The organism is Erythrobacter sp. YT30, assembly GCF_001542875.1.
Lineage (GTDB): Bacteria > Pseudomonadota > Alphaproteobacteria > Sphingomonadales > Sphingomonadaceae > Erythrobacter.
In genome coordinates this window covers 1-22,398 of sequence record NZ_LMAF01000002.1, presented here as the reverse complement: position 1 = coordinate 22,398, position 22,398 = coordinate 1, and the positions used below count along the sequence as shown (strand labels likewise).

Annotated in this window: 21 protein-coding genes; 14 read left to right on the top strand and 7 right to left on the bottom strand. The window is 57.3% G+C overall.

Translation table 11 applies throughout. The features are described from left to right. The first annotated feature begins 71 nt into the window (after nucleotides 1-71). From AUC45_RS04780 to AUC45_RS04770, 3 genes are all read left to right on the top strand, one after another. Complete coding sequence (locus AUC45_RS04780) at nucleotides 72-1,136, top strand: bifunctional transcriptional activator/DNA repair enzyme AdaA (protein WP_067603524.1); 1,065 nt, start codon at nucleotides 72-74, stop codon at nucleotides 1,134-1,136. A 1-nt stretch (nucleotide 1,137) separates the two neighbouring features. Further along, nucleotides 1,138-1,884 (top strand): isocitrate lyase/phosphoenolpyruvate mutase family protein, encoded by a 747-nt coding sequence (locus AUC45_RS04775; RefSeq protein ID WP_067599155.1) that lies wholly within the window; start codon nucleotides 1,138-1,140, stop codon nucleotides 1,882-1,884. A gap of 81 nt (nucleotides 1,885-1,965) precedes the next feature. Beyond that, complete coding sequence (locus AUC45_RS04770) at nucleotides 1,966-2,781, top strand: acyl-CoA thioesterase II (protein ID WP_067599152.1); 816 nt, start codon at nucleotides 1,966-1,968, stop codon at nucleotides 2,779-2,781. 12 nt (nucleotides 2,782-2,793) lie between these two features. On the opposite strand, the gene AUC45_RS04765 is transcribed toward AUC45_RS04770, so the two are convergent. The 3 genes from AUC45_RS04765 to AUC45_RS04755 form a co-directional block, all read right to left on the bottom strand. Next, nucleotides 2,794-3,840, bottom strand: coding sequence for a fatty acid desaturase (locus AUC45_RS04765; protein WP_233998532.1), 1,047 nt, complete (start codon nucleotides 3,838-3,840; stop codon nucleotides 2,794-2,796). A gap of 118 nt (nucleotides 3,841-3,958) precedes the next feature. Next, nucleotides 3,959-4,810 (bottom strand): SDR family NAD(P)-dependent oxidoreductase, encoded by an 852-nt coding sequence (locus AUC45_RS04760; RefSeq protein WP_233998531.1) that lies wholly within the window; start codon nucleotides 4,808-4,810, stop codon nucleotides 3,959-3,961. Then, nucleotides 4,752-5,384, bottom strand: a complete 633-nt coding sequence (locus tag AUC45_RS04755; protein WP_067599143.1) for a glutathione S-transferase family protein — start codon at nucleotides 5,382-5,384, stop codon at nucleotides 4,752-4,754. The genes AUC45_RS04760 and AUC45_RS04755 overlap by 59 nt, the downstream gene beginning before the upstream one ends. Before the next feature lie 129 nt (nucleotides 5,385-5,513). Here AUC45_RS04755 and AUC45_RS04750 point away from each other — a divergent pair, with 129 nt between their 5' ends. Continuing rightward, nucleotides 5,514-6,275 (top strand): siderophore-interacting protein, encoded by a 762-nt coding sequence (locus AUC45_RS04750; RefSeq protein WP_067599140.1) that lies wholly within the window; start codon nucleotides 5,514-5,516, stop codon nucleotides 6,273-6,275. A 95-nt stretch (nucleotides 6,276-6,370) separates the two neighbouring features. Here the strand turns inward: AUC45_RS04750 and AUC45_RS04745 are convergent, their stop codons facing one another. From AUC45_RS04745 to AUC45_RS04735, 3 genes are all read right to left on the bottom strand, one after another. After that, on the bottom strand, nucleotides 6,371-7,153 hold the full coding sequence (locus AUC45_RS04745; RefSeq protein WP_156423757.1) for a hypothetical protein: 783 nt from the start codon (nucleotides 7,151-7,153) through the stop codon (nucleotides 6,371-6,373). A gap of 270 nt (nucleotides 7,154-7,423) precedes the next feature. Beyond that, nucleotides 7,424-9,010: a cryptochrome/photolyase family protein gene (locus AUC45_RS04740; protein WP_067599134.1), complete on the bottom strand. Its 1,587-nt coding sequence runs from the start codon at nucleotides 9,008-9,010 to the stop codon at nucleotides 7,424-7,426. A gap of 47 nt (nucleotides 9,011-9,057) precedes the next feature. Then, nucleotides 9,058-11,238 carry a primosomal protein N' gene (locus AUC45_RS04735; protein ID WP_067603522.1) on the bottom strand — a complete coding sequence of 727 codons (2,181 nt, stop codon included), beginning with the start codon at nucleotides 11,236-11,238 and terminating at the stop codon, nucleotides 9,058-9,060. A 57-nt stretch (nucleotides 11,239-11,295) separates the two neighbouring features. Here AUC45_RS04735 and AUC45_RS04730 point away from each other — a divergent pair, with 57 nt between their 5' ends. Continuing rightward, the gene (locus tag AUC45_RS04730; RefSeq protein ID WP_067599131.1) at nucleotides 11,296-12,006 is read left to right on the top strand and encodes a DUF4197 domain-containing protein; all 711 of its coding nucleotides are present in this window, start codon (nucleotides 11,296-11,298) and stop codon (nucleotides 12,004-12,006) included. Between the two features lie 27 nt (nucleotides 12,007-12,033). Here the strand turns inward: AUC45_RS04730 and AUC45_RS04725 are convergent, their stop codons facing one another. After that, entirely contained in the window at nucleotides 12,034-12,693 is a 660-nt protein-coding gene (locus tag AUC45_RS04725) for a DUF2490 domain-containing protein (protein WP_067599128.1), read from the bottom strand. A gap of 148 nt (nucleotides 12,694-12,841) precedes the next feature. On the opposite strand from AUC45_RS04725, the gene fsa reads away from it, so the two are divergent. The 9 genes from fsa (at nucleotide 12,842) to AUC45_RS04685 (ending at nucleotide 22,318) form a co-directional block, all read left to right on the top strand. Beyond that, nucleotides 12,842-13,495 carry a fructose-6-phosphate aldolase gene (gene fsa, locus AUC45_RS04720; protein ID WP_067599125.1) on the top strand — a complete coding sequence of 218 codons (654 nt, stop codon included), beginning with the start codon at nucleotides 12,842-12,844 and terminating at the stop codon, nucleotides 13,493-13,495. 9 nt (nucleotides 13,496-13,504) lie between these two features. Then, nucleotides 13,505-15,340 (top strand): cobaltochelatase subunit CobT, encoded by a 1,836-nt coding sequence (gene cobT, locus AUC45_RS04715; RefSeq protein WP_067599122.1) that lies wholly within the window; start codon nucleotides 13,505-13,507, stop codon nucleotides 15,338-15,340. Between the two features lie 197 nt (nucleotides 15,341-15,537). Continuing rightward, nucleotides 15,538-15,756, top strand: coding sequence for a hypothetical protein (locus AUC45_RS15690; protein WP_156423756.1), 219 nt, complete (start codon nucleotides 15,538-15,540; stop codon nucleotides 15,754-15,756). Nucleotides 15,757-15,761: 5 nt separating this feature from the next. Next, nucleotides 15,762-16,424, top strand: a complete 663-nt coding sequence (locus tag AUC45_RS04705) for a nitroreductase (protein ID WP_067599116.1) — start codon at nucleotides 15,762-15,764, stop codon at nucleotides 16,422-16,424. 33 nt (nucleotides 16,425-16,457) lie between these two features. Continuing rightward, the gene (gene cysS / locus AUC45_RS04700; RefSeq protein ID WP_067599113.1) at nucleotides 16,458-17,909 is read left to right on the top strand and encodes a cysteine--tRNA ligase; all 1,452 of its coding nucleotides are present in this window, start codon (nucleotides 16,458-16,460) and stop codon (nucleotides 17,907-17,909) included. Then, the gene (locus tag AUC45_RS15685) at nucleotides 17,906-18,148 is read left to right on the top strand and encodes a hypothetical protein (RefSeq protein WP_156423755.1); all 243 of its coding nucleotides are present in this window, start codon (nucleotides 17,906-17,908) and stop codon (nucleotides 18,146-18,148) included. The genes cysS and AUC45_RS15685 overlap by 4 nt, the downstream gene beginning before the upstream one ends. Further along, on the top strand, nucleotides 18,145-19,083 hold the full coding sequence (locus tag AUC45_RS04695) for a D-2-hydroxyacid dehydrogenase (protein WP_067599111.1): 939 nt from the start codon (nucleotides 18,145-18,147) through the stop codon (nucleotides 19,081-19,083). Before AUC45_RS15685 ends, AUC45_RS04695 begins: the two co-directional genes overlap by 4 nt. 93 nt (nucleotides 19,084-19,176) lie before the next feature. After that, nucleotides 19,177-20,853 (top strand): acetolactate synthase large subunit, encoded by a 1,677-nt coding sequence (locus AUC45_RS04690; RefSeq protein ID WP_067599108.1) that lies wholly within the window; start codon nucleotides 19,177-19,179, stop codon nucleotides 20,851-20,853. A 25-nt stretch (nucleotides 20,854-20,878) separates the two neighbouring features. Continuing rightward, entirely contained in the window at nucleotides 20,879-22,318 is a 1,440-nt protein-coding gene (locus tag AUC45_RS04685; RefSeq protein WP_067599106.1) for an aldehyde dehydrogenase family protein, read from the top strand. Nucleotides 22,319-22,398 lie beyond the last annotated feature (80 nt).

Genomic DNA, 22,398 nt, shown 5'->3' with positions numbered 1-22,398 from the left:
GCGCGATGCGCATATCATTGAGCGCAAGGTTCGGGATGCGCTCGGCAGATGACTTCGATAAACAGCAGGGCATGGAAAAGATGAAAGCTCTTACCGACGATGAACGCTGGCAAATCGCACTTGCAAAGGATCGCCGATTTGACGGCGCGTTTGTCACTGGCGTGCATTCGACGGGCATCTATTGCCGCCCAAGCTGCCCGGCTCGCGCGCCGATGCGCAAGAATGTGCGTTTCTATGCCGATTGGCAGGCTGCAGAGGCTGCCGGGTTGAGAGCCTGCAAACGCTGCTCTCCCAAAACACAATCAGCCGAAGAAGCCTGCGTGCTCGCTGCGATCGCAGCGATCCGTACAGAAGGCGCGAAAACACTGGATGAGCTTGCGGATTTAACGGGCTATTCCCCCACGCATTTCCAACGCCTGTTCAAACGCACTGTAGGCCTGTCTCCATCGGCTTTCGCACGAGCTTTGCGGGAGGAGCGAGTGCGTGATGCGTTGTCGCGCGGCGATGGGGTGGCGCATGCGCTGTACGAGGCGGGCTATTCCGCGCCGTCGAGGTTTTATGCGGACGTAGAAGGAAAGCTGGGCATGGCGGCAAAGGACATCAAAGAGGGCGCAGCAGGCGCTCGCATTCACTGGGACGTGATCGATACCTCGCTTGGCACAATGCTGGTCGCCGCGACCGAGAAAGGCGTTTGCTGCCTATCCTTCAACGAAGGCGAAAAGGAGTTGGCTGCGCGCTTTCCCAAAGCGGAGCTGGTTAAGGCGAGCCCTGAATTTCGCGCTCTGTTCGAAGAGGTCACCGCCATCGTCGAAGACCCCACATTGGACAGCGCGCATATCCCTCTCGATGTCAAAGGGACTGCATTCCAGCAACGCTGTTGGGAGGCCTTGCGCAAAATTCCGCCCGGCGAAACGCGCAGCTATGGCGAACAGGCAGCCATGCTCGGCAATCCCAAAGCTAGCAGGGCCGTTGGAAGCGCCAACGGGGCAAACAACATCGCAGTCCTTATCCCGTGCCACCGGGTTGTCCCGGCAAGCGGCGGCGTGGGCGGATACGCCTATGGCCCAGAAATAAAGGCCGAACTGCTAAAGCGCGAGGGCGCTGACGATCAATCTGACGAACCGGAGCTTTTCTGAAATGACGAAAGACGAATTTGCAGCGCTTCATTCAAGCGCTGACCCGCTGATCCTGTACAATATCTGGGATGCTGGCAGCGCAGCGGCGGTCGCGCGGTCCGGAGCAAAGGCAATCGCGACGGGCAGCCAATCGGTTGCCGGGGCGCAAGGATATTCCGATGGTCAGGAGCTTCCATTTGAAGCGCTTTTGACAACCGTCCGCCAGATCAAGGCAGTGATTAATCTACCGCTAACGGTCGACTTCGAAGCGGGCTTTGCCGAGGATGTGGGCGAACTATCAGAAAACGCCCGCGCGATTGTCGATGCTGGCGCTGTGGGCTGCAACTTTGAAGATCAGCTGATCGGGAGCGGCGGCTTGCGCATCACATCCGATCAAGCCGAACGCATTGCTGCGGTCGGGGAAGCGGGCCTGTTCGTAAACGCGCGAACCGACACCTTCTTGGAAGCTTTGCGAGCGGGCGAGGATCCAAACCAGCAGGCGCTCGTCGATGAGGCGATTGATCGCGCGGCGGCATATGCAGAGGCAGGCGCGGGGAGCTTTTTCATTCCGGGGCTCAGCAATCCTGACATGATTGCGCGTGTCTGCCAGTCGGTTTTGCTTCCGGTGAATGTCATGCGTCTCCCGGGCATGGTGAGCAACACGGAATTAGCCAGATTGGGCGTTGCCCGCATCAGCTATGGGCCAGGCCCGTGGAATGACGCGATGGCTCGTGTCGAAGAGCAGGCCAGGGCAGCGCTTTCTGGTTGAGATGGAATGAGTATCTCTTGACTTGGGAACAAAAATGAACTGGTGCGTTCATTAAGTCGGTGCGCATGGTGCGCGCTGGCAATGAAAGACGCATCCGGCATGACCGACTACCCTCTCGACACCGCAACCCAGCTTGAAACCCTTTCCGAAAGTCGCCTTCGGTCAGGTGGCGGTGCGGCCTACTGGAACTTCACCTCTGCTTTTGGCGGTTGGGCACTGGCGTTGGGCTATAGCGCCGTGCAGCAGGCGAACCCGCAATCAGCCATGCTTGCAAGCGCAACAGCAACATTCCTGAAACCGCTTCCCAAAGAAGAGATGGACGTTGAGGTGCGCACCTTGAGAGAGGGCAGGCGCACCAATTTCGTCCGTTCTGAATTCAGCGATCCTGCAGCGCCCGATGCGCTGGTTTTCACAGCGGACTTTGTCTTCAGCGATATCAAGGACAAAGCGCTCGATTACACCGATCCCATGCCGAGGGTCCTCGCAATTGATGATGCGGAGCGGTTGCCAGATACGCCCGGGCCAAAATTCCTCACCCGGTATGAACAGCGCGTCGCATTGGGCAAACCCTTCAGCGCGCAGGAAAAGCCGCAATCCGCGTTCTGGGTGCGCGATGCCGCCGATCGGCCTTGGGATGCGAAAGCCTTGCTTGCGCTGTCCGATACCCCGATGCCGCGCACTTTCTTCCTTGATACAACCCCGCGATTTGGCGCGACTGTTCAGTACGATTTGCACATCATGTGCAGCAGCGAAGACTTGGCCAAATGCGGCTGCGATTTCCTGCTGGTCGAGGCGACAAGTGATCGCGTTTTTTCCGGCCGATTTTCCCAGCGTACGCGCATCTGGTCGCGCGAGGGACAGCTGCTCGCAATTTCCAACCAGTTGGCGTTTTACTGAGCGGACCGAAAGCTAGGCCGCAGCCCGCTTCGCTTCCTTAAAGCTCACTAATTTTCGTCGATCCTCATCCCACAGCGTCAAAAGCAGCGGTTTGAACGTCTGCTTGAATGTGTAGCGATTGACGTTCGCGAGATCGGGATGCGCTTTCAGCACTTCAGGCAGACGGTAAAACGGGATGCGGCTGGCGAGGTGATGGACGTGATGTATGCCGATATTGGCGGTGAACCATCGCAGAATAATGGGCAGGTCCAAATGCGTGCTGCCAAGCAAGGCTGCTTCGTGAAAGGTCCAGTTGTCGCTGTAATCCCAGTGCGCGCTTTCAAATTGGTGCTGAATGTAAAATAGCCACACGCCAACAGATGCGGCAAACATCAGCACGGGCAGAAACACGATTGCGGTCGTCGCGATGCCGAAAGTGTAGATGAGGCCGAACAGGATGAGAGCTGTGACCGCATTGGTCGCCATGCTGCTGACCCAATAGACTGATCCGGCCTTCATCAGGCCAATTGGCAGTCGGTGCCGAAGCAGGAACAGATAGGCAGGGCCCAGACCCAGCAGAACGGCAGGATGGCGATACAGGCGATATCCCAGCCGCCCGACCCATGATCGCTCTTCAAATTCGCGAATGGTCAGCGTGTCGACATCGCCAAAGCCGCGCAGGTCAAGGTTTCCAGTGCCGGCATGATGCAGAGCGTGCGAGCGTTTCCACGGGTCGTAGGGCGTCAGGGTAAACACACCTATGGCTCTACCCAGCCAATCATTGCCCGCGCGGCTGGGCAAGAATGCGCCATGGCCGCAATCATGCTGGATAATGAACATGCGCAAAAGCAGGAGACCGGCGACTGGCGTCAAAAGGACTGCCGCGTAATACCCAGCTTCGATTGCATAGAGCATGGCTGCAAACACAGCCGCGAAGGGGATTATGGTGATGGCGACTTCCCACAAGCTGCGCGTCATCCGAGGATCGCGAAATGCGCTGAGTTCACGGGTCAGCTTTTTTGGATCGAGCTTCGAAGGTTTGTCCGAACTCACAGTTTTATCGGTAGGGATATCAAGCACTCAATTCTCGGATGTTGGGCACTAACAAACATTAGGGCGCGTGTGGGCATGAGGCAAATGCGAAGGCGGATTTCTTGATCCAAGATCGACGAAACAGGCTCCGCGTACTGCCGAAATGCTACGCGTTCTTGACGGTCAGGCCGCCATCGACCGGAATGACCGCTCCTGTGATGTAGCTTGCAGCGGGAAGGACGAGTGCCAGAGTGATATGCGCGACTTCTTCAGGAATGCCATATCGACCCAGTGGTACGCGGCGTTTTGCATAGATCTGCTTGTGTTCATCCGGGATGCCATCGGTGATGCCGGTGTGAATTGGGCCCGGACAGATGCAATTCACCGTGATCCCATCGCGTCCAAGATCGACAGCAAGCCCGCGCGTCAGCCCAATCACGCCGTGTTTTGCCGCAACATAGGGTGAATTCGTCGGGGTCGCGCCGAGCCCTTCGGTCGATGCGATGTTCACGATCCGGGGGTGTTTGCTTTTGCGAAGAAACGGCATGCTCGCACGAATGATGCGCTGGTGCGAGGTCAGCATTCCCTCGATGCTGGCGCTCCATGCGTCGGGATAGCTTTCGTCCTCGATCTTTGATGGAATACAGAACCCGGCATTGTTGATGATAATGTCGAGCCCGCCCAGATCGCTCACGATTTGGGGAATACGCGCCGCGATCATTTCGGGGTTGAGCACATCCAATGCCCATCCCTGCGCCGATCCCGAAGCGTCTGATTGGACAATTTCCTGAACCACGGCATCGCATTTGTCCTGATCAAGATCAGTGACGGCGACACTCGCGCCTTCGCGAGCGAAAAGATGCGCGGTTGCGCGGCCCATCCCACTTGCCGCGCCCGTGATCAGAACACGCGATCCGGCAATGGAGCGGCTGAGTTCGCGATAGTCTTCCATCGAGGCTTCAATCGAGTTTGGGAGGAAAGCCCGGCTCTGCTTTGGCCATCGCGCGCTGATAGGCATCGCGCGCGCCAATGCGTTGCAGGTACGCTTTCAAGTGGGGCATGTGATCGATGCTCATATCGTTAAAGGCGCGCGCAGTTGTGAGCGAGAAGCCGAGCATGACGTCGGCTGTCGTCAGCGCTGATCCGCCAAAGTAATCCGCTTCGCCCAGTGCCGTTTCGATATGCGCCCATGCGTTGGTAATCCGCTTTGCGAGCGGAGGCGGCATTTCTGCGCCAACGGCGCCCACTGCGATGCTCATCATCCCGTTCGTCATCAGCGTCGCATTGGCGAAGTGATACCAGTAGAGGTGCCGGGCAAAATCGGGATGGTCAGGGGAGGGGACCAGATCGGTGTCAGGCGCATACTTGCCCACGATGTAATCCATGATCGCGCCGCTTTCACCAAGAACCAGATCACTGTCGGTAATCACTGGAGCAATCTCCATTGGGTGCAGCGCTTTCAATTCAGGCGGGGCCAGCCGCGTTTCGGGATCGCGATTGTAGAGTTTGAGATCGTATTCGAGGCCCAGTTCTTCCATCAGCCAGACGATCCGTTCGGATTGCGAAATGCGAAGATGGTGGATGGTGATCATGGGCTTTGTCCTCTGCTATTGTCCTTTGGCAAACCCCATCGCGCGGCGCGGCTGCCAAGTCGAGACAATTCATGCCAGAATTTCGAAGCATCGCTTGAATTGCGAGCCATTCGCATTAATTGACTGCGCATGGCTCAGGTATTCTGCGATCTCACCGTGCTGAATAGTCAGCGCATCTCACCCAGCATGCATCAGGTGACGATTGGCGGACCCGATCTTGATCATTTTCCGAGCGGCCAGGCCGGCGGATACTTCAAGCTGATCCTTGAGCCGGGCAGTGAAGGCAAGAAAGCGCTGATGCGGACCTACACGATCCGCCGCCAGCGCGAGCGTGAACTGGATGTGTTGTTTGCGCTTCACGGCGGAAATGCGGCTGGCCCTGCGACATCGTGGGCGCTGGATGCAAAACATGGTGACCCGATGACCATTCGTGGACCGGGCGCGCCGAAGCCTCTGCCCCCTGGTTTCGACTTCTATCTGATCGCAGGAGACATGGCGGCGCTACCAGCGATCAGCGCCAACCTAGAGCAGATGGATCGCCGAGCAAAAGGCGTTGCCGTGCTTGAGATTCAACATGAAGACGATGCGGTCGCGATTGATGCCCCTGAAGGCATTGAGCTGCGCTATCTCATCAATCCGCTACCCGGCACCCGGCCGACGCTGCTTTCCGATGCTTTACGGCAAGTCGAGCGACCGGCCGGCACTCTTGCCGCATGGGCTGCATGTGAGTTTTCAGGAATGCGCCAACTGCGCGGATTTCTGCGCGATGAGTTGGCTCTGACCCCGCGCGAGCTCTACATTTCGAGTTACTGGAAGCACGGCCTCAGCGAAACCGAACACAAGGTTGTGAAGCGTGAAGATGCTGACGCGCAAGGTGCTCCGATCCAATAGCCAGATACAAAAAGAGAGAGCCCACCGCTCTCCCTTCAAGATGCCAAATTTTTTGTGGTGAGGTTCTTTGCCGCCTCACCCAATACGCTGTCGGCTTATTGTGCTGCCGAGTTCTCGCTTTGCAGATCGCGCAAAGCAGCAGCGGCTGCATCAAGTGCAGTGATGGCCTGGCCCAGCCGATCCGCTTCGGGCTCTGGCGCGGGAGCGGCCGGTTCAGGCTCTGCCATCGCTACGGTCTCTAGCGGGGCAGGCGCGCTTGCTGGCGGCGCATCGGCAGTGGTGTAAGTTGGAATACCATCGACGATTTTAGGCGCTGATGCAGATGGCGCTGCCGGAGCAGGTTCAGCCACAGGTGCGGGTGCAGGCCGCGAGAACGCGACGTTCGATTCCGGCACCAGGCACGAATTGATCGCACGGTTGGTCACCAGTTTGGAAAGCATCTCCATTTCTTCATAATCCGCACGGCCTGCGAGTTTGATGAAGGAATTCACATCCTCGCATTGTTCGCGGCTTGGCTGCACGTTGGAATGGTAATTGCTCATCTGGGTCTCATAGCGATCAAACGCCATTTCGCCCTGACGCTCACCATAGCGACCGACCATGTCGGCCATGACACGTTCGCCATGATAGGTCAGCTCGTCACCGCGGGCATCAAGCAAGCGACCATAGCTACGCAAGGTAGCCGGCGAATTGGCACGGCATTTAAGCGCGTTCACCATCAGCATGATGCGCAAATCATGGATGCGCGCCGATTGCATCGCAGTCTCATCAAAGCATGGAAAGGATGCAGATTGGGCTTGAGCAGCAGATGGCATTGCGGTGGCGCAAAGAGCCGCCGCAGCGAGGCCAAAACCTGCTCGGTTGTGTAAGGAAGGCACGATATTACTCCTACAATTTAGGTGGGTAGAGTAGGAGCGCTCCGCAAAAACAATTACCACAAAAGCCTCCGTGCGGAAACAAGCGGTTACTTCATCACATTCTTAAGAAATTCCCGGAAACCCGTAGCTTTGCCTGAACCGCAGATTTACGGCTTGTCAGGCGACAGTCAGGCATGCGCGCCGGGCCGTTCTCGGGGCGCTATGAGCCGCGCCGAGTCGTTTCCGTAACGTTAGCTGCCGGCGGGATACTTTTGGTAGGCTAGGGCCAGCCTATTCAGCCGCTTCACGCGCCTCAGAACCGCGTGCCCAGCCATCTTGCGCGGGCTCCAGACTATCGAGAAACGCATCAGCAGTGTCGAGATAGTCGCGCTTCTTTTCGTCGTCCATCCGATCCCAAGTCGAATAGATGCGCCCGATGCGATGATTGCTGGACAGACGATCGCGATGGCGATCCATGAAATGCCAGTAGAGCGGATTGAAAGGGCAAGCCCCTTCGCCTGTTTTCTTGGATACCGAGTAGCTGCATTCCTTGCAGTAATTGGACATCTTGTTGATGTAATTGCCGCTCGCTGCATAGGGCTTTGTCGCAAGGTTGCCGCCATCGGCATAAAGGATCATTGCAGAGACGTTGGGCAATTCCACCCATTCATAGGCATCGGCGTAAACTGCCAGATACCAATCCTGAACATCGCGCGGATTGATGCCTGCAAGCAGACAGAAATTTCCAAGCACCATCAGGCGCTGAATGTGGTGTGCGTGTGCGTTGTTGTGTGTGGATCGGATGGAATCGGCGAGGCACCGCATATCGGTCACACCTGTCCAGAAAAACTCTGGCAGAGCGCGCTGCGCGTTCAGTTTGTTGTCGCTTTCCAGCCCAGGCATGAAATGCCAGTAAAACCCGCGCACATATTCCCGCCAGCCGATGATCTGGCGGATGAACCCTTCGACCGAGTTGATGGGGGCTTTGCCATCGTCATACGCTTTTTCTGCGCGCTTACACAGGTCGAGCGGATCCAGCAGGCCGCAATTGATGCTGGTTGAAAGCATGGAGTGGTAAAGGTCATCCGACCCGTGCACCATCGCATCCTGATAGGGCCCGAATTTCTCGATCCGCTCGGCAAAAAAAGCATCCGCGGCTTTCTCCGCCTCATCGCGGGTTACCGGCCATTCAAAGCTATCGAGATTGCCGAAGTGATCGCCAAATTCCGCCTCGACCAGTCCCATGACTTCGCGCGTCACATCGTCAGGCTCGAATTTCGGGACGGGCGGCGGATCCATGTTCTTGTCAGGGCTCTCACGGTTCTCGCTGTCGTAATTCCAGTCACCGCCAGCAGGCTTGCCATCTTCGCGCATCAGGAGGCCGGTTTCCTTGCGCATTTCGCGATAGAAATGCTCCATGGTCAGATGCTTGCGCCCATCCGCCCAATCGCGGAATTTTTGGTGCGAGCATAAAAAGCGATCATCGGGCAGGATTTCGACCGGACAGGGGAACTTGTCCGCCCATTCCTCCAACGCCTGCTGCACGCGCCACTCGCTTGCCTCGGTCACGTGAATTTCGCGGGGGGAATGCCGTTCGACAGCGCGCGCCACTTCGCCGGTAAAACTGCCTGCGTTGTCCTTGTCTTTAAGCTTGACGTAGTCGACGCTCCAACCCGCATCTTCGAGTTCGGCTGCGAAGTGACGCATGGCGGAAAAAATCAGGACTATCTTTTGCTTGTGGTGTTTGACGTAAGTCGCCTCATCCCAAACCTCCATCATCAGGATGACAGTGTCGTCTTTGGTGCGGCCTCTTAAGGAGGAGAGCGTACGAGTAAGCTGATCGCCAAGGATCGGAACGAGGATGGGATTGTCTGACATGCCTTCCCAACTCAGAGCCCGCCAAATTGTGCCGGACTAAAGCCTCATCACACGAAAGAATAAGGATCGATATCTATCCCGATCCGGATGCCGGGGGGGAATTGGACCCCGCTCACCCAGTGATTGAGCATGTCCTGAAGATCTGCGCTGCGCTTTGCATTCACAAGGAAGCGATAACGATAGCGTCCTCTCAACAAAGCAAGAGGGGCAGGGGCAGGGCCTAGGATGTAGAGATCATCGCGGTGGGGGCGTGTGTCGCCCAACCGCACTGCTGCCTCGCGTGCTTCTTTCTCGTCTTCTGAAGACAGGATTATCGCGGCCCACCGTCCGAATGGCGGCGCGCCGGCATCGCGCCTCGCATCGGTCTCAGCCTCGTAAAAGGCATCGCGGTCGCCATTGGCGAGTGCCGCTATCACAGGCGCGTCTGGGTGACGCGTCTGGATCAGAACCTCGCCCGGTTTTGCTCCGCGTCCAGCGCGGCCCGCGACTTGTGCGACCTGCTGATAAGTACGCTCTGCTGCGCGCAAATCGCCTCCTTCAAGTCCGAGATCGGCATCGACAACGCCAACAAGGGTCAATTCCGGAAAGTGAAAGCCCTTCGTCACAAGCTGCGTGCCGACGATGACATCAATCGCCTTGGCTTCAGCCTGCGCGATAAATTCGGCCGCCTTTTCGGGATTGCCCAAAGTGTCAGATGTGGCGACGGCAACGCGCGCTTCGGGGAAGAGCGCGGCGACTTCATCGGCGATCCGTTCTACGCCAGGACCGCATGCGACGAGGCAATCAGGTTCGCCGCATTCGTCACACTCGGACGGCACCTTCGTTTCATACCCGCAATGATGGCAGGCGAGGCGCGCAGACAGGCGATGTTCGACCAGCCATGCGCTGCAATGCGGGCATTGGAAACGGTGGCCACAATTACGGCACAGCGTCAGCGGTGCATAGCCGCGGCGATTGAGGAACAGCAATGATTGTTCGCCCCGCTCCAGCCGTTCTGTGAGGCCATCGATCAGGGGTTTGGCAAGCCATTGGCCATTACCCGGCTTTTCGACCGTCAGATCGACAAGCTGAATGTCGGGCAGTTGCGCGCCGCCAAAACGGCTGGGAAGGTCAAGCTTTTCGTAAATTCCGGTGCTCGCCATGTGCAAGCTTTCTAGCGCAGGCGTGGCGCTGGCGAGAACAACCGGGATTTCCTCAAACCGTGCGCGCATGACCGAGACATCGCGGGCATTGTACCGCACGCCGTCATCCTGCTTGAAGCTTACCTCATGCGCTTCGTCGACCACGATCAGGCCGAGGTCGGCATAGGGCAGAAAGAGCGCGGAGCGCGCCCCGACGATGACTTGCGCTCCGCCATCATCAGCGCCTTTGGCAATGGCCCGCCAAGCGCGGCGGCGCTCGGTTGATTTCAGCGACGAATGCCACAGCACTGGCGGCGTTCCAAAGCGCTGTTCAAACCGGACGAGGAAGTTTTCAGTGAGCGCGATTTCCGGGAGCAGGACAAGCACTTGCCGCCCGGCACGAATGGCTTGGGCAACGGGTTCAAAATAAGTTTCGGTCTTGCCTGACCCGGTGACGCCGTCGAGCAGAAATGGGGCATATTCGCGCGCCTTCACTGCATCCACCAGCCGATCTGCAACGCGGCGTTGATCCTGTGACAATTCGGGTTGGTGAAAATCGGGATCAGCGGGCGGGTAGGGGCGGTCAATCGCGACGCTGACAGGCTCGATCAGGCCCGCACCTGCCATGCCGCGCAGCACCCCTTCGCTAACCTCGGCAATAGCGGCGAGTTCGCGCATTGTGCCTTGCTCGCCTGAGAGGCGCTCCAAAGCTTGTTTGCGCTGCGCAGTTAGCCGCCCGGACACTTCATTCCCCGTGAGCCGATATTCGGTTGTCGTCGTGGGCCCGCCTAATGCTCCCCCGCTCGACAAAACCATTCGCGCCACGCTTGCCAGATTTGCGCAGTAATAGTGTGCGGTCCATTCGATCAGCCTGCGCAGGGGTTTGGCGATCGGCGGCACATCCACAACCTCGCGGATAGCGCGCAGCTTTTCGGCCGGCACTTCTGTGCCAGGCAATCGCCCTTCGTCCCAGACAATTCCTGTGACCGTGCGCGGTCCCAATGGCGCGATGACAACGCTTCCTACCGGGATAGCTTCGCGATCGCCTAGCTTGTAATCGAGCACGCCAAGTGCTGCATTAAGGACGAGGAGGCGGACGCGTTTCATGGGCACTCCCATTATGGGAGGGGGTGTGTGCAGTCTGCAAGGTGAGGGGAGCCAACAATGAACGAGATAAATGAGAAAAGCCCGCTCAATCGAGTGACCGGGCGACGCGGTTTCATGAGAGCAGGAATGCTTGGCGCGGCGGCTTTGGCAATGCCCGCCTGCTCAACCGTCCCCGGTTTCAGCCTCGTCGATGCAGTGCGACGCATTCTGTTGCTTTCGAGCGAAAATGCCTTTGCGAGGCTCACTGCTGATGGCGGTTTCTGGGACAGTCAGGTGGGCCAGCTGGGTGTCGATCAATTGCTGGGTCTTTCAGGCAATTCGCTCACGAGCCTGCTCACATCGGCCGTATTCAAAAGACAGGTCGAAGAGGCTTTTGCTGATCTTGCCGAAGAAGGCGCGGAAAAGGCCGCTCCATTGGTAATCGACGCCGTCCGCACGGTAGGAATCGCGAACGCTTCGGCGATAATCAGCGGCGGCCCTCAGGCTGCCACGGACTTCCTGCGCGGCGAACTTGGTAACAGCCTTATCGAAGCGATGGTGCCTGAGTTGGGAGACGCCATCCGGATCGCACAGGACCCAATTATCGGTCAGGTGATCAACTCCCTCTCTGGGGTCGATGCTGGCGGTATCGCTTCCCAGCTCTCCAACACTGTGAACGATGCAATCTGGCGCGAAATCGGTGTTGAAGAGGCTGCCATCAGAGCCAATCCCCGCGCAACAGGTGATCCTCTTTTGATTGGTGTCTTTGGCCTCGGCAACCAGCTGTGAGCTTTGGTGGCGCGATTGGATCCACGCTCAGAATCGCCTCGTCAGATAGATCTGCGGGACGTGATTAATTCTATCGGCGCCGACAGGGCGTGGCGTGTAAATCATCATATACGCGCCGCCGATCGAGACGCCATCGCCCATGTCACGCGTGATAAGCCCGCGCACTCTGATTTGATCTCGCGCGCTCATTGAATTGCGGTTGCGCCGCTGCGCCAAATAGAGAAACTCACCATCGACGCTGGCGCTCCAATCCCTCCCAATTGGCTCGGTGTATCGCACTCTTTGGCGCAGGCGCAGTTCCATCCGATCAGCACCATCGAAGAATCGCCCTTCAATCCGCGTCCGCGCTGAAAAACGCCCGAGAGAGATGTTCATTTGTTGGAACGGGCGAAGTTCTGTTTGCCCGCCTTCGGCCTCGAACACTCCAAAGCCTCCGCCCAATGCGACCGCATCGCTGATTTTTGGAGTGATAGTGAGACGAAGTGTCTGTTGCTCATCTCCGCGGGCCTCTTCGCGAAAGCGCAGGGACCCGTCGAGCGCCCAAGGTGTCCCGCCTCCGGTCTCCCCTTCCGCCGTGGCGTAGACCCACAATTGCACGTCTTCTTCCTGAGCAGTGGCAGCGCCAGCTTGACCAAAGACCAAGAGCGCCAAGGATGCGCTCAGTATGCGATGGAGGCGGGCTTGCATGGCTGTCAGCTAGGAAGGCGGTTGGCGAATTACCACTCAAGCTGCCACTTGCTTTACCCCACGCATCAATCCTGCGTGCTGGCCACGTGCCCGCCGCTATGCCAACGGTTGCAGGAACGATTCGACCGATACTTGGAAGAGGCCCGACATGAAATTCTTCGTCGACACCGCTGAAATTGAAGACATCAAGGAACTGGCTGCAACAGGCCTGCTTGATGGCGTCACCACTAATCCCTCACTTATCGCCAAATCCGGGCGCGATTTTATGGAGGTGACGAAAGAGATATGCGGGATCGTTGATGGTCCCGTCTCCGCCGAAGTGGTCGCTCTCGATCACGAATCCATGATGAAAGAGGCTGAGATCCTTCGCAAGATCGCGGACAATGTCTGCATCAAGGTGCCACTGACAGTCGATGGATTGAAAACCTGCAAGGCGCTTACCGAAGATGGCACAATGGTGAATGTGACGCTGTGTTTCTCGGCCAATCAGGCGCTTCTCGCGGCCAAGGCAGGGGCGACCTTCATCTCGCCTTTCGTGGGCCGACACGATGACAATGGGTTTGATGGGATGGACCTTATCGAAGACATCCGGCTCATCTACGACAATTACGGTTTTGAAACCGAGATCCTTGTCGCCAGCGTCCGCCACGTCACCCACGTGCTAGAATCGGCAAAGATCGGCGCTGACGTCATGACCGCGCCGCCCAAGGTGATCCATGGGCTTTTCAAGCATGTCCTCACAGATAAGGGGATTGAAGGCTTCCTCGCGGACTGGGAAAAGACGGGGCAAAGCATTACCTGACCCAAGCATATGGCCGAAGAATCCCCCCTAGACATTTTCAAGCAAGCGCTGACGGGTGCCAGCCGTGCGATTTCGCGCGATCCCGAAGTCGAAGTCGCATGGAGCGCAGATGTGCCCGGTGCCTCGGGGAATCGCTTCCGCGTGCCTTTGCCGGGGCGTGATTTGCCCGCTGAACAAGTGCAGGAAGCGCGCGGGTTTGCTGACAGCTTCTCGCTCAAATTGCGCCACCATGATGCAGGTCTTCACGCTGTAAATGCTCCGCCTGAACCGGTCGCGCGCGCTTGTTATGATGCGGTGGAAATGGTCCGGTATGAGGCGCTTGGCACCAACAATTTTGCCGGCATGGCAGACAATCTCGATGCGGCGCAATCCGTTAGGCTGACGAGTGACCCGATCGTGCGCGCGCAAAAGGCTGATGAAGTGCCTTTGCAGGGCGCGCTCGCACTGATGCTCCGCGAAAAGCTAACCGGCCAGCCGATCCCGGATGCTGCAAAAGCGGGCGTTTCGATGGTGCGCGACTGGATCGAAGATACAGTTGGCGAGGGGTTGGATAGCCTCGTCGATAGTGTCGGCGATCAGCAGACTTTCCAGGATCTCGCGCTTGATATGCTGCGCGAACTTGATCTTACGCGGCCAACCGATGCGCCCGATGAAGCCGACAATGATGACGGCGAAGATGAAGAAGGCGCTGACGAGGATCAATCCGGTGATGAGCAGCAGGAAGGCGATGCCGATCCGCAATCCGCCGAAGTCGCAGGCGACATGGCCGAAGGCGATGGCGAGGGCGATGCCGACAGCGAAATGTCGGCAGAAGAAGAGATGCAGGATGGTGAGCCGGGCGAAGAAGGCGATGCCTCCAACGCTCCTGTCCGCCCCAATCGACCGCAGGCCGACATCCCGGAAGGATTGGAATATCAGTCCTTTACTGAGCGTTTCGACGAAGAAATTGAAGCACCTGAACTGTGCGACTCCGAAGAGTTGGACCGTCTGCGTGCCTATCTCGATAGCCAGCTAACGGGATTACAGGGCGTGGTGACGCGGCTTGCCAATCGCTTGCAGCGCCGCTTGATGGCGCAGCAAAATCGCAGCTGGGATTTCGACCAAGAAGAGGGCGTTCTGGATGCCGCGCGGCTTTCCCGCGTGATCGTTTCGCCCGGCACAGCCTTAAGCTACAAGGTTGAGCGCGATGTCGAGTTCAAGGACACAATCGTCACACTCTTGATCGACAATTCCGGCTCAATGCGCGGCCGCCCAATTTCGATTGCGGCGATCAGCGCCGACATCCTTGCGCGCACTCTAGAGCGCTGCGGGGTAAAGACCGAGATCCTCGGCTTCACCACCCGCGCTTGGAAAGGCGGCCAATCGCGCGAGGCATGGCTTGCTGATGGCAAGCCGCAAAATCCCGGTCGCCTCAACGATTTGCGCCATATCATCTACAAGCAAGCCGACGAGCCATGGCGCCGCGCGCGCCGCAATCTCGGCCTGATGATGCGGGAGGGATTGCTCAAGGAAAATATCGATGGCGAGGCGCTCCTCTGGGCGCATTCTCGCCTCGTCCACCGTCCCGAAGAACGCCGCATTCTGATGGTTATCTCGGACGGCGCGCCGGTTGATGACAGCACATTGTCGGTAAACTCGGCAGGCTATCTTGAAGCGCACCTGCGCGGCGTGATCGAATGGATCGAAAACCGCTCGCCTGTGCAATTGGTCGCCATCGGCATTGGCCACGATGTGACCCGATACTATCGACGCGCGGTAACGATCATGGATGTGGAACAATTGGGCGGCACGATTATGGAGCAGCTTGCGGAATTGTTTGAGGATGAGAAGGGCATAAGGCGTTGATTCCCAGAGTATCTGGTTTTTCGATTGCTGAACTTGAGTTGCGCGAGCCTGACAGCGGATGGGGACTCTTCGAAATCGGACAAGTCAACTGGAGCACCGAGAGTGGCCGCCTTGACGTAGTGATGAGCGACAACTTGGGAGAGCTTTGTTTATCTTTCGTCGAGCCCATATCATTTCGGTCTCAGGACGAAGGGGACATGATCGATTATTGGGCCGTGAGACAGGACGAGGACATCGATGTGGCACCTCTCTACTCAATCGAAAAAAGCGCTTACCTTGCTGGTCTGTCCGGTAATGCGGTGAGTTCTTTCAACGGAAAACTGTCGCACTGGTTGGTTGCAGGGAACAACCAGTGCGTTGAAGTCATCACTTACGCGGAAAACTGCCCCACAGTAGTTGAGACTGAGAGATACTAAAGAAAATGAACGTAACCGAAGCCGTCACCAGCCGCCGCTCTGTTCGGCAATTCCTCGACAAACCTGTCGATCTCGAAACCATCCAGCGCGTGATGGACAAAGCACGCTGGGCCGCGTCGGGGTGCAATTATCAGCCTTGGGAAGCCTCGATCCTTACAGGCGAACCTTTGAAAGAGCTTCAGGCGAAAATCACGTCCACGCCTCCGCAAGAGCTCGAATATGATTGGAACGCGCCGCTGGCTGAGGACGAATACAAGTCCCGCCTTCATGGAATTTCGAAAGGCATGTTCGAAGCACTCGGCATTGCGCGCGATGATGGCGCGGCGCGTATCGCGGCGATGGGGCGCAACGCGACCAGCTTTGATGCACCGGCTGTCATGTTCGTCTATTTCCCAAGGATGATGAAAGAGCCGCAATGGTCTGACACCGGCATGTGGCTGCAAACCGTTGCGCTGCTGCTGCGCGAGGAAGGTCTCGACAGCTGTTTCCAGGAATTCATGGCGTATTACGCGAATGTGATCCGCGATCACCTTGGGCTCGATCATGATCGCTACATGCTCTTTTGCGGGATGGCGATTGGCTATCGCGACGAAGCTGCACCCGTGAATGCGTTTGAGCGTGAGCGTGTGCCGCTTGAAAATCAGGTGCAGTTTCTGGGTTGGGATTGACCTTCCGCCCCAGCGTGTCAAAGCGCACCTGCTATGACTGACGCGCCGCTCAAGCTGTTCAACTCGCTCACCCGAGAGCTCGAAACCTTCACCCCCGTCCACCCCGGTGAAGCGCGCGTCTACACTTGCGGCCCAACGGTCTACAATTACCCCCATATCGGGAATATGCGCGCCTATGTGTTCGCCGATGTGCTGGGGCGTATGCTCAGCCATCAGGGGCTGAAGCTTACCCACATCATCAACATCACCGATGTCGGGCATCTCACCGATGATGCGGATGAAGGTGAGGACAAGATGGAAAAGATGGCTGCGGAAAAAGCGCAGTCAATCTGGGACATCGCGAAGCATTACACCGAGGCGTACTGGGCCGATGTAAAAGCGCTCAACATTCGCGAGCCTGCGAAATGGTCGGTCGCGACCGACTACATCGATGAGATGATCGAGTTTGCCAAAGGGATCGCGGACAAGCACTGCTATGAATGCGAGACCGGTCTCTACTTCGATACAACTACGGTTGAAGACTACGGCCGCCTCGCGCGTGCTGTCACCGAAGAGGGTGAAGGCAGAATCGACACCGTCGAAGGCAAGCGTAATGCCGCTGACTTCGCAATCTGGCGCAAGACTCCGCCGGGTGAGAAACGTCAGATGGAATGGGATTCGCCGTGGGGCAAAGGCGCTCCTGGCTGGCACCTTGAATGCTCGGTTATGGGCGAGAAGCTTTTGGGCTTTCCCTTCGACATTCACACAGGCGGGATCGACCACCGCGAAATCCATCACCCCAATGAAATCGCTCAGAACCAGGCGTTTTGTGGCTGCGGGGGTTTGAGCGAGGCGCGCAATTCCGGTGCCAACATCTGGATGCACAACAACTTTCTGGTTGAGCGTTCCGGCAAAATGTCCAAATCCTCAGGCGAGTTTCTGCGGCTGCAATTGCTGATCGACAAGGGCTTCCACCCGCTCGCCTATCGGATGATGTGTCTTCAGGCGCATTACCGATCAGAGCTGGAATTCAGCTGGGAAGTGCTCGAAGCGGCTCTTACGCGGTTGAAGCGCATGGTCATGCAGGCAGAGCGCCTCAAGGATGCAGAAGCGCAACCGCAAGCTGAGCATCCCAAATTCGCGGGCGCCCTTGCAAAGTTCGATGAAGCGATGAGCGATGACCTCAACACCGCAATCGCGCTCACCGCAATGGAAGATGCGCTCGCGACCAAGAAGGTCGATGCCGGGATCAAGCGAGCCGTGATCGAATATATGGATAGCGTTCTGGGCTTCGGATTGTTCGATCTGACACGCGAGGCTTTGCGCATCCGGCCCAAATCAGCGTCAATCACCGAAGATGAAATCGAGGACGCACTCGCCCGTCGCAAGGCCGCTCGTGCCGAGAAGGATTTCGCAGCATCCGATGCGATCCGCGATGAACTTGCGAGCAAGGGCGTTGACGTGATGGACGGCGATCCATTGGGCTGGGACTGGAAGCTGTCTTGACCAATACCGTCAAGAAGATGCGATTTATCGCTCCATCCGATGCCGGAACCAACATCTGGCTTGAGCCGTGGTGCTGGGAGTATGAGATGCCGGCGGGAAGAGAACTTGTGGTCACATACGAGCCGCCGCCCGACCGCGAAGACTGTACGTCTGTGTCTACCTATTCCGACGGCATAGTCCTTTGGTGCGAAGGCGATAACTGCAAAGTCTGGCGAGAAGGAACAGAAATCACGTTATGACAACCCTCGCAATTTCCGGACTGATCCGCCCGCTGCTTGAACCGCAACTTCCCGACGATCTCGACGTGCGCTGGTTCATGACCCATGATGAAGCGCTGGAGGCGGTAAAGGGGGCGGAGATCGGTTGGTTCGATTCCAACAATCCGCAGGACATGGTCAAGACGTTGAACGCTGCGACTGATCTCAAATGGCTGAATTCAATCTATGCCGGGCTCGATTTTCTGCCGATGGATGTGCTGATTGACCGCGGAATTACCGTTACAAACGGTGCTGGTATCAACGCGATCACGATCGCCGAATATGTCGTGATGGGAATGCTCAACATCGCGAAAGGGTATCGCGACGTCGTCCGAGCGCAGGAACGTCGCGAATGGCTGCTTGATAGCCCGGGCAAACGCGAACTGGCAGGTTCGAAGGCATTGCTGCTTGGTTATGGCGCGATAGGAAAGCTGATCCAGCCGCGCCTTGAGGCATTCGATGTCGAAGTGAGCGTGGTGCGCCGAAGCGGAGGCGAAGGTGTGCTGACACCTGATGAATGGCGCGCCAAGCTTGGCGAATTTGACTGGGTGATTTTGGCCGTTCCAGCAACCCCAGAAACCGAAGGGATGATCGGTGCAGATGAACTTGCCGCGATGAAATCTGATGCGGTGCTGGTAAATATCGCGCGTGGCACGGTGGTTGACCAAGCTGCATTAATCGAAGCGCTCGAAGCGAAGTCCATCGGCGGTGCTTTTTTGGATGTCACCACGCCCGAGCCGCTGCCGTCCGATGATCCGCTCTGGGCGCTCGACAACGCGCACATCACCATGCACCTGTCAGGTCGCGCGCAGGACAAGATGTTCATCCGATCTGCTGACCGTTTCCTCGATAATCTTGAGAAATATCGCCGCGGAGAGGCTGTGGCGCCAATATTTGATCCCTCTCGCGGATATTAGTGGCCCGTAACGCATTGGCAGAATGACACGAACACGAAAGCGTTGACGGCCAGCCGTTTGTTCAGGCGAGCGGATTACAGGAGAACACCCCCGATGAGCGACACTCAAAAAGCATCTGACCTTTTTGTCGAATGCCTAGAAGCGGAGGGTGTTGAATACATCTTTGGCGTGCCTGGCGAGGAGAACCTAGACCTTCTCGAAAGCCTGTCCCATTCAAAGCAGATCAAATTGGTGCTTACCCGCCACGAACAGGGTGCGGCATTTATGGCGGCGACGTATGGACGCCATACCGGGAAGACCGGCGTGTGCATGGCGACGCTTGGCCCGGGGGCGACCAACCTGGTGACGGGTGCAGCCTATGCGCAATTGGGCGGGATGCCGATCCTCATGATTACAGGTCAAAAACCGATCAAGCATTCCAAGCAAGGCCGCTTTCAGATTTTGGATGTCGTCGACATGATGGGTCCAATCACCAAGTTTACACACCAGCTTCATTCCGGTGACAATATCCCCAGCCGCGTGCGCGAGGCTTTCCGTCTTGCAGAAGAAGAAAAGCCCGGCGCAACGCATCTTGAACTGCCAGAGGACATAGCGGCGGAACAAACCGATGCACGCCCGATCAAACGCAGTGTTGCCCGGCGACCATCGGCGGAAGTCAAGGCGGTCAAATTCGCGGTGAAAGCGCTGGAAGAGGCGAAATCGCCGGTGCTCGTCATTGGGGCTGGCGCAAACCGCACCATGGCGAGCCGGATGCTGTGCGAGCTGATTGAGAAAACCGGTATTCCGTTCGTCACGACCCAGATGGGCAAGGGCGTGATCGATGAACGTCACCCTCTCTTTCTTGGATGCGCAGCCTTGTCATCGGGCGATTTCTGCCACCGCGCGATTGAGGATGCGGATTGCATTATCAATGTCGGCCATGACGTGATCGAAAAGCCGCCATTCTTTATGCGCGATGCCTTTGATGATCCCAAAAATGGCGGCACCAAAGTCATCCATGTCTCGAACAAGACAGCCGAGGTTGACCCTGTCTACTTCCCGCAAATCGAAGTTATCGGCGACATCGCCAACGCCATCTGGCAGATTAAGGAGGGCGTAACGCCGCAGGATCATTGGAGCTTTGATCGCCTGCTTTGCTATCGCCGCGCTGAGGTTTCGCACACACAGCCAATTGCCGAGGATGAGCGTTTCCCGATCTTCCCGCCGCATCTGGTCAGCGAAGTCCGCCGCGCCATGCCCGAAGATGGCATCATCTGCCTCGACAACGGCATCTACAAGATCTGGTTTGCGAGAAACTACACCGCATACCTTCCGAACACGGTTCTACTCGACAACGCGCTTGCAAGCATGGGCGCTGGCCTTCCTTCAGCCATGATGAGCGCGATGCAGTATCCGGATCGCAAGGTGATGGCGATTTGCGGCGATGGTGGGTTCATGATGAACTCTCAGGAGATGGAGACTGCGGTACGCCTCGGCCTCAACCTGACCGTTCTGATCCTGCGCGATGACGCTTACGGGATGATCCGCTGGAAGCAGGCGAATATGGGCTTTGCAGATTATGGTCTCACATATGGCAATCCCGATTTTGTTGAATATGCAAAAAGCTATGGTGCGCACGGCCACCGCGTGACTTCTGCCGCGCATCTCACCGACGTGCTCGCCCAAACGCTCGATACGCCGGGCGTGCATGTGATTGATTGCCCGGTCGATTATTCCGAAAACGACCGCATTCTCAATCATGAAATAAAGGAACTCAGCGCCGAGTTGTAAGGTTAGAGAGGCAAAGGAGGCGATCTTGCCAACACTAAAAGACACATACCCGCTCTATCTCAACAACAAGCCCGCTCAGCCGAACACCGATCTAGCGGTGACGGAGAAATATACGGGCGAGGTCGCATTCCGCACTGCGCTGGCATCGCCTGAAATCATTGACGAAGCGATTGCAGGTGCCGTCCATGCTGCAGAGCCAATGGCGCGCCTCGCAAGCTATGAGAAACAAGATGTGCTGATGCACTGTGTCAGCCGTTTCAAGGAACGCTTTGACGAGCTTGCCTATGCTTTGTGCGTCGAGGCGGGGAAGCCGATTTCGGATTCCGAAGGCGAAGTCACTCGTCTGATCGACACTTTCCGGATCGCCGGCGAAGAGGCCGTCCGTAATTACGGTGAGGTCATGCCACTCGATATCTCGGAGCGCGCAAGGGGCTATTCCTCGATGTGGAAGCGTGTGCCTATCGGGCCGTGCAGCTTCATTGCGCCCTTTAACTTCCCGCTGAATCTTGCCGCGCACAAGATAGCGCCCGCCATCGCAATTGGCTGTCCTTTTGTAATGAAGCCCGCTTCCAAGACGCCTCTGGGAGCACTTATCATGGGGGAGGTTCTGGCCGAATGCGATGTGCTGCCGGAAGGCGCGTTCTCGATCCTTCCTGCAAGCCGTGATGGGGCGGACCTCTTCACCGAGGATGAGCGTTTGAAGCTTTTGAGTTTCACTGGCTCCCCGGCTGTCGGTTGGGCCTTGAAAGCAAGAGCGGGCAAGAAACCCGTGGTCTTGGAACTGGGCGGAAACGCTGCTGTGGTAGTCGATCACGATGCCGATCTTGAAGACGCGCTTGAGCGAATTGTGTTCGGAGCGTTCTATCAGTCGGGTCAGTCCTGCATCGGCGTGCAGCGCGTTTTGATCCACGCAGATGTGTATGATCGTTTCAAAGATATGCTGGTCGAAAAGACCAAGAGCCTCGTCGCAGGCGATCCCAAAGACCGCAACACATTTATCGGCCCGATGATTTCGGAAGGCGAAGCAACGCGCCTGAAAGGCTGGATTGATGAGGCTGTCGAAGGCGGTGCAACCCTGCTGACAGGCGGCGGCCTGTCTCGCGGCAATATGCTGGAAGCGACTCTGCTGGAAAACGTCCACCGCGATGCGAAAGCGATGAACGAAGAGGCTTTCGGTCCGCTAGCGATTCTCATGAAATTCGACAATTTTGACGATGCTCTCGATGAAGTGAACCGCTCAGAATTCGGGCTTCAAGCGGGTATCTTCACGCGCGATTTGTTCAAGATGTACGACGCATGGGACAGGCTTCACGTCGGCGGTGTCGTCATCAACGATGTGCCGAGCTACCGTGTGGACAATATGCCTTATGGCGGCGTTAAAGAGTCTGGTCTTGGACGCGAAGGCATCCGGTTTGCCATGGAAGATATGAGCGAAATCCGGAACCTCGTGGTGCGGCGCAATTGAGAAAGTGCCTCGGCCGCCCGCTCCCTCCGCCCTTCCACCCGGATCATCTTTCCGGAGTACAATCCGAGTGGAAGGGCGGA

Bases quoted from the DNA above. Each gene is read 5' to 3' on its own strand.
- cobT (WP_067599122.1), top strand. From the start codon at position 13,505: ATGGCCGAAGAATCCCCCCTAGACATTTTCAAGCAAGCGCTGACGGGT.
- AUC45_RS04760 (WP_233998531.1), bottom strand. From the start codon at position 4,810: ATGCCTATCAGCGCGCGATGGCCAAAGCAGAGCCGGGCTTTCCTCCCA.
- AUC45_RS15690 (WP_156423756.1), top strand. From the start codon at position 15,538: ATGATCGATTATTGGGCCGTGAGACAGGACGAGGACATCGATGTGGCA.
- AUC45_RS04780 (WP_067603524.1), top strand. From the start codon at position 72: ATGGAAAAGATGAAAGCTCTTACCGACGATGAACGCTGGCAAATCGCA.
- cysS (WP_067599113.1), top strand. From the start codon at position 16,458: ATGACTGACGCGCCGCTCAAGCTGTTCAACTCGCTCACCCGAGAGCTC.
- AUC45_RS04695 (WP_067599111.1), top strand. From the start codon at position 18,145: ATGACAACCCTCGCAATTTCCGGACTGATCCGCCCGCTGCTTGAACCG.
- AUC45_RS04735 (WP_067603522.1), bottom strand. From the start codon at position 11,238: ATGAAACGCGTCCGCCTCCTCGTCCTTAATGCAGCACTTGGCGTGCTC.
- fsa (WP_067599125.1), top strand. From the start codon at position 12,842: ATGAAATTCTTCGTCGACACCGCTGAAATTGAAGACATCAAGGAACTG.
- AUC45_RS04705 (WP_067599116.1), top strand. From the start codon at position 15,762: ATGAACGTAACCGAAGCCGTCACCAGCCGCCGCTCTGTTCGGCAATTC.
- AUC45_RS04775 (WP_067599155.1), top strand. From the start codon at position 1,138: ATGACGAAAGACGAATTTGCAGCGCTTCATTCAAGCGCTGACCCGCTG.
- AUC45_RS04750 (WP_067599140.1), top strand. From the start codon at position 5,514: ATGGCTCAGGTATTCTGCGATCTCACCGTGCTGAATAGTCAGCGCATC.
- AUC45_RS04690 (WP_067599108.1), top strand. From the start codon at position 19,177: ATGAGCGACACTCAAAAAGCATCTGACCTTTTTGTCGAATGCCTAGAA.
- AUC45_RS04770 (WP_067599152.1), top strand. From the start codon at position 1,966: ATGAAAGACGCATCCGGCATGACCGACTACCCTCTCGACACCGCAACC.
- AUC45_RS04725 (WP_067599128.1), bottom strand. From the start codon at position 12,693: ATGCAAGCCCGCCTCCATCGCATACTGAGCGCATCCTTGGCGCTCTTG.
- AUC45_RS04755 (WP_067599143.1), bottom strand. From the start codon at position 5,384: ATGATCACCATCCACCATCTTCGCATTTCGCAATCCGAACGGATCGTC.
- AUC45_RS04730 (WP_067599131.1), top strand. From the start codon at position 11,296: ATGAACGAGATAAATGAGAAAAGCCCGCTCAATCGAGTGACCGGGCGA.
- AUC45_RS04740 (WP_067599134.1), bottom strand. From the start codon at position 9,010: ATGTCAGACAATCCCATCCTCGTTCCGATCCTTGGCGATCAGCTTACT.